Origin of the sequence: Flavobacterium alvei (genome assembly GCF_002920895.1) — a bacterium.
GTDB classification, from domain to species: Bacteria; Bacteroidota; Bacteroidia; order Flavobacteriales; family Flavobacteriaceae; genus Flavobacterium; species Flavobacterium alvei.
In genome coordinates this window covers 1-5,547 of sequence record NZ_PQVG01000018.1, presented here as the reverse complement: position 1 = coordinate 5,547, position 5,547 = coordinate 1, and the positions used below count along the sequence as shown (strand labels likewise).

Annotated in this window: 2 tRNA genes and 3 rRNA genes; all 5 read right to left on the bottom strand. The window is 46.3% G+C overall.

Features of this window, described 5'->3' with window-relative positions:
* Positions 1-65: 65 nt before the first annotated feature.
* A 5S ribosomal RNA gene (gene rrf / locus C3L50_RS16175) occupies positions 66-175 on the bottom strand.
* A gap of 164 nt (positions 176-339) precedes the next feature.
* Positions 340-3,222 (bottom strand): 23S ribosomal RNA (locus C3L50_RS16170).
* Between the two features lie 163 nt (positions 3,223-3,385).
* Positions 3,386-3,459 (bottom strand) — tRNA-Ala (locus C3L50_RS16165).
* Between the two features lie 89 nt (positions 3,460-3,548).
* Positions 3,549-3,622 (bottom strand) — tRNA-Ile (locus tag C3L50_RS16160).
* A 131-nt stretch (positions 3,623-3,753) separates the two neighbouring features.
* A 16S ribosomal RNA gene (locus tag C3L50_RS16155) occupies positions 3,754-5,267 on the bottom strand.
* The 16S, 23S and 5S rRNA genes sit together here with 2 tRNA genes alongside, the layout of an rRNA operon.
* Between the last annotated feature and the right edge of the window lie 280 nt (positions 5,268-5,547).

Genomic DNA, 5,547 nt, shown 5'->3' with positions numbered 1-5,547 from the left:
AAACAAAAAACCCTTCATCGATAGATGAAGGGTTTTAAAAGAATCTGAAACAAGTTCAGATTAAAGAAAGGCGACGACATACTCTCCCACAAAATTGCAGTACCATCTGCGCAGGCGGGCTTAACTACTCTGTTCGGGATGGGAAGAGGTGAGCCCCGCCGCAATAACCACCTTAAGGTCGTTGTTACTTGAGGTAACTTTTTTAATTAACAATTGATAATTTTCAATTTATAATTAAAAACAATATCTTAACATACTGAGATAAAGAAATTCAATAAATTGTCATCCTGTAAGGATCTAGAAAGTTTCTCCCCGAGCCTTGCGACTCGGGAAAAGGGTGTACATAAGCTTACGGATTATTAGTACTACTCGACTATGACATTACTGCCTTTACATCTATAGCCTATCAACGTGGTCATCTTCCACGATCCTTAAAAGAAATCTCATCTTATGGTGGGTTTCGCGCTTATATGCTTTCAGCGCTTATCCCTTCCCAACGTAGCTACTCTGCGATGCTCCTGGCGGAACAACAGATACACCAGAGGTTAGTCCAATTCGGTCCTCTCGTACTAGAATCAGATCCATTCAAATTTCTTGCGCCCACAGTAGATAGAGACCGAACTGTCTCACGACGTTCTGAACCCAGCTCGCGTGCCACTTTAATGGGCGAACAGCCCAACCCTTGGGACCTTCTCCAGCCCCAGGATGTGACGAGCCGACATCGAGGTGCCAAACCCCCCCGTCGATATGAGCTCTTGGGGGAGATCAGCCTGTTATCCCCGGCGTACCTTTTATCCTTTGAGCGATGGCCCTTCCATACGGAACCACCGGATCACTATGCTCTACTTTCGTACCTGATCGACCTGTATGTCTCTCAGTCAAGCTCCCTTATGCCATTGCACTCTACGCACGGTTACCAAGCGTACTGAGGGAACCTTTAGAAGCCTCCGTTACTCTTTTGGAGGCGACCACCCCAGTCAAACTACCCACCAAGCAATGTCCCCCGATTACGGGGTTAGGCCTCAGATAAACAAAGGGTTGTATTTCAACAATGACTCCAAAACGCCTAGCGACGCCTCTTCACAGTCTCCAACCTATCCTACACATCATTTATCCAAGGTCAATACTAAGCTATAGTAAAGGTGCACAGGGTCTTTTCGTCCCACTGCGGGTAAACGGCATCTTCACCGTTACTACAATTTCACCGAGCTCATGGCTGAGACAGTGTCCAGATCGTTACACCATTCGTGCAGGTCGGAACTTACCCGACAAGGAATTTCGCTACCTTAGGACCGTTATAGTTACGGCCGCCGTTTACTGGGGCTTCAATTCAATGCTTCTCCGAAGATAACATCTCCTCTTAACCTTCCAGCACCGGGCAGGTGTCAGGCCCTATACTTCATCTTACGATTTTGCAGAGCCCTGTGTTTTTGATAAACAGTCGCCTGGACCTCTTCACTGCGGCCCCGATTACTCGGGGCGACCCTTCTCCCGAAGTTACGGGTCTATTTTGCCTAATTCCTTAGCCATGAATCTCTCGAGCACCTTAGGATTCTCTCCTCAACTACCTGTGTCGGTTTACGGTACTGGTACTAATTACCTGAAGTTTAGAGGTTTTTCTTGGAAGCCCTTAGGCGCACTATCACTTCAACCGAAGTCTCCGTGTACTATCGTATTTCACCATTCTCTACGGATTTGCCTATAGAGAATATAGTTAGGTACTTTAACGAACTATTCCGTCAGTTCGCGGCGCTTTCATCACTCCGTCACCCCATCACAGTAATTAGTAGTACGGGAATATTAACCCGTTAGCCATCGACTGTCCCTTTCGGGTTCGCCTTAGGACCAGACTAACCCACAGCTGATTAGCATAGCTGTGGAAACCTTAGTTTTTCGGTGTGCGGGTTTCTCGCCCGCATTATCGTTACTTATGCCTACATTTTCTTTTCTAACCAGTCCAGCATGCTTTACAACACACCTTCTACCCTGTTAGAATGCTCCCCTACCACTTGTATATAAATACAAATCCATAGCTTCGGTAATATGTTTATGCCCGATTATTATCCATGCTCGTCCGCTCGACTAGTGAGCTGTTACGCACTCTTTAAATGAATGGCTGCTTCCAAGCCAACATCCTAGCTGTCTGGGCAGACAAACCGCGTTCTTTCAACTTAACATATATTTGGGGACCTTAGCTGATGGTCTGGGTTCTTTCCCTCTCGGACTTGGACCTTAGCACCCAAGCCCTCACTGCTGGTAAACATTATATAGCATTCGGAGTTTGTCAGGAATTGGTAGGCGGTGAAGCCCCCGCATCCAATCAGTAGCTCTACCTCTATATAACTTTATGACCAACGCTGCACCTAAATGCATTTCGGGGAGTACGAGCTATTTCCGAGTTTGATTGGCCTTTCACCCCTACCCACAGGTCATCCGAAGTCTTTTCAACGACAACCGGTTCGGACCTCCACACTGTGTTACCAGCGCTTCATCCTGCCCATGGGTAGATCACACGGTTTCGCGTCTAACACTACTGACTAAAGCGCCCTATTCAGACTCGCTTTCGCTACGGATCCGTGGCTTAACCACTTATCCTTGCCAGCAACGTTAACTCGTAGGCTCATTATGCAAAAGGCACGCCGTCACCCCACTAAAGGGCTCCGACCGCTTGTAGGCGTACGGTTTCAGGATCTATTTCACTCCGTTATTCACGGTTCTTTTCACCTTTCCCTCACGGTACTGGTTCACTATCGGTCTCTCAGGAGTATTTAGCCTTAGCGGATGGTCCCGCCAAATTCAGACAGGGTTTCACGTGCCCCGCCCTACTCAGGATACCACTATCTATTATACTTGTTACCCATACGAGGCTATCACTCTCTATGGCGCTACTTTCCAGTAACTTCTGGTTCCTTGTACATAAAATGTCGTGGTCCTACAACCCCAAAATTGCCGTAACAACTTTGGTTTGGGCTAATCCGCGTTCGCTCGCCACTACTTACGGAATCACTTTTGTTTTCTTCTCCTCCGCCTACTTAGATGTTTCAGTTCAGCGGGTTTGCCCACCTATCGGTGTACTATGTCTTCAACATAGTGGGTTGCCCCATTCAGGTATCTACGGATCATATCGTGTGTGCCAATCCCCGTAGCTTTTCGCAGCTTATCACGCCTTTCATCGCCTCTGAGAGCCTAGGCATCCCCCATACGCCCTTATTTTGCTTATTGTACCAATCATAAATTCAATTATGACCGTTTTTTTTGTTTTGTTTGAGTCCTTGCAATGCAACGTCTCTACAAAACGCTTTCTACTTTTTATTATTTCTTATCTCAATATGTCAATGAACTTTAACAATTAATAATTATCAATTGATAATTGTCAATTATTTTGTGGAGAATAACGGAGTCGAACCGTTGACCTCCTGCGTGCAAGGCAGGCGCTCTAGCCAGCTGAGCTAATCCCCCAATTTAATTATGAATTGTGAATTATGAATTATGAATTGTTACTCATAACCTCTCAACTCTAGAATTTCCAGTTTTTTAAGCTTAAATAGTAGTCCCGCCCAGACTCGAACTGGGGACCCCTACATTATCAGTGTAGTACTCTAACCAGCTGAGCTACGAGACTCTGTTTTTACTTAATTTTCATTATTTTTTAAATTAACAGCGAGAGTAAAGGAATTTTTGATTCTTTCCTTTTGAATTTTTCGTCTTCTTTCTTTAGTGTGTTACCTGAGTAACTAACTTCTAAAGCTCTAGAAAGGAGGTGTTCCAGCCGCACCTTCCGGTACGGCTACCTTGTTACGACTTAGCCCTAGTTACCAGTTTTACCCTAGGCAGCTCCTTGCGGTCACCGACTTCAGGCACCCCCAGCTTCCATGGCTTGACGGGCGGTGTGTACAAGGCCCGGGAACGTATTCACCGGATCATGGCTGATATCCGATTACTAGCGATTCCAGCTTCACGGAGTCGAGTTGCAGACTCCGATCCGAACTGTGACCGGTTTTATAGATTCGCTCCTGGTCACCCAGTGGCTGCTCTCTGTACCGGCCATTGTAGCACGTGTGTAGCCCAAGGCGTAAGGGCCGTGATGATTTGACGTCATCCCCACCTTCCTCACAGTTTACACTGGCAGTCTTGTTAGAGTTCCCGACTTGACTCGCTGGCAACTAACAACAGGGGTTGCGCTCGTTATAGGACTTAACCTGACACCTCACGGCACGAGCTGACGACAACCATGCAGCACCTTGTAAATTGTCTTGCGAAAGATCTGTTTCCAAATCGGTCAATCTACATTTAAGCCTTGGTAAGGTTCCTCGCGTATCATCGAATTAAACCACATGCTCCACCGCTTGTGCGGGCCCCCGTCAATTCCTTTGAGTTTCATTCTTGCGAACGTACTCCCCAGGTGGGATACTTATCACTTTCGCTTAGCCACTGAAGTTGCCCCCAACAGCTAGTATCCATCGTTTACGGCGTGGACTACCAGGGTATCTAATCCTGTTCGCTACCCACGCTTTCGTCCATCAGCGTCAATCCATTAGTAGTAACCTGCCTTCGCAATTGGTATTCCATGTAATCTCTAAGCATTTCACCGCTACACTACATATTCTAGTTACTTCCTAATAATTCAAGTCTAGCAGTATCAATGGCCGTTCCACCGTTGAGCGATGGGCTTTCACCACTGACTTACTAAACCGCCTACGGACCCTTTAAACCCAATGATTCCGGATAACGCTTGGATCCTCCGTATTACCGCGGCTGCTGGCACGGAGTTAGCCGATCCTTATTCTCACAGTACCGTCAAGACGCTACACGTAGCGTTGTTTCTTCCTGTGCAAAAGCAGTTTACAATCCATAGGACCGTCATCCTGCACGCGGCATGGCTGGTTCAGGCTTGCGCCCATTGACCAATATTCCTCACTGCTGCCTCCCGTAGGAGTCTGGTCCGTGTCTCAGTACCAGTGTGGGGGATCTCCCTCTCAGGACCCCTACCCATCGTTGCCTTGGTATGCCGTTACCATACCAACTAGCTAATGGGACGCATGCTCATCTTTCACCGTTGTGACTTTAATTATAAAATGATGCCATTCTATAATACTATGAGGTATTAATCCAAATTTCTCTGGGCTATCCCTCTGTGAAAGGTAGATTGCATACGCGTTACGCACCCGTGCGCCGGTCTCTAGATCCGAAAACCTATACCCCTCGACTTGCATGTGTTAAGCCTGCCGCTAGCGTTCATCCTGAGCCAGGATCAAACTCTTCATCGTATATTGTTTAGCCTTACGGCTTATTTATTATGCGACTCAAATTCTAGTGGTTTTTTAAATCTTTCGATTCTCTTACTCTCTTTATTATTGTCCCGATAAATCGGGACGGCTGTCAATTCAATATGTCTAGGAACGTATCTATCTTTTTTGTTTGCTATTCTTTCGTTTAGCGGGTGCAAAAGTAGCAACTCTTTTTTAATCTGGCAAGCTTTTTTTGAAGTTTTTTCGAAAAATATTTTTTCGCTTTCTTCTCAATTTTCTAACCAGTTTTTCAAGGAAC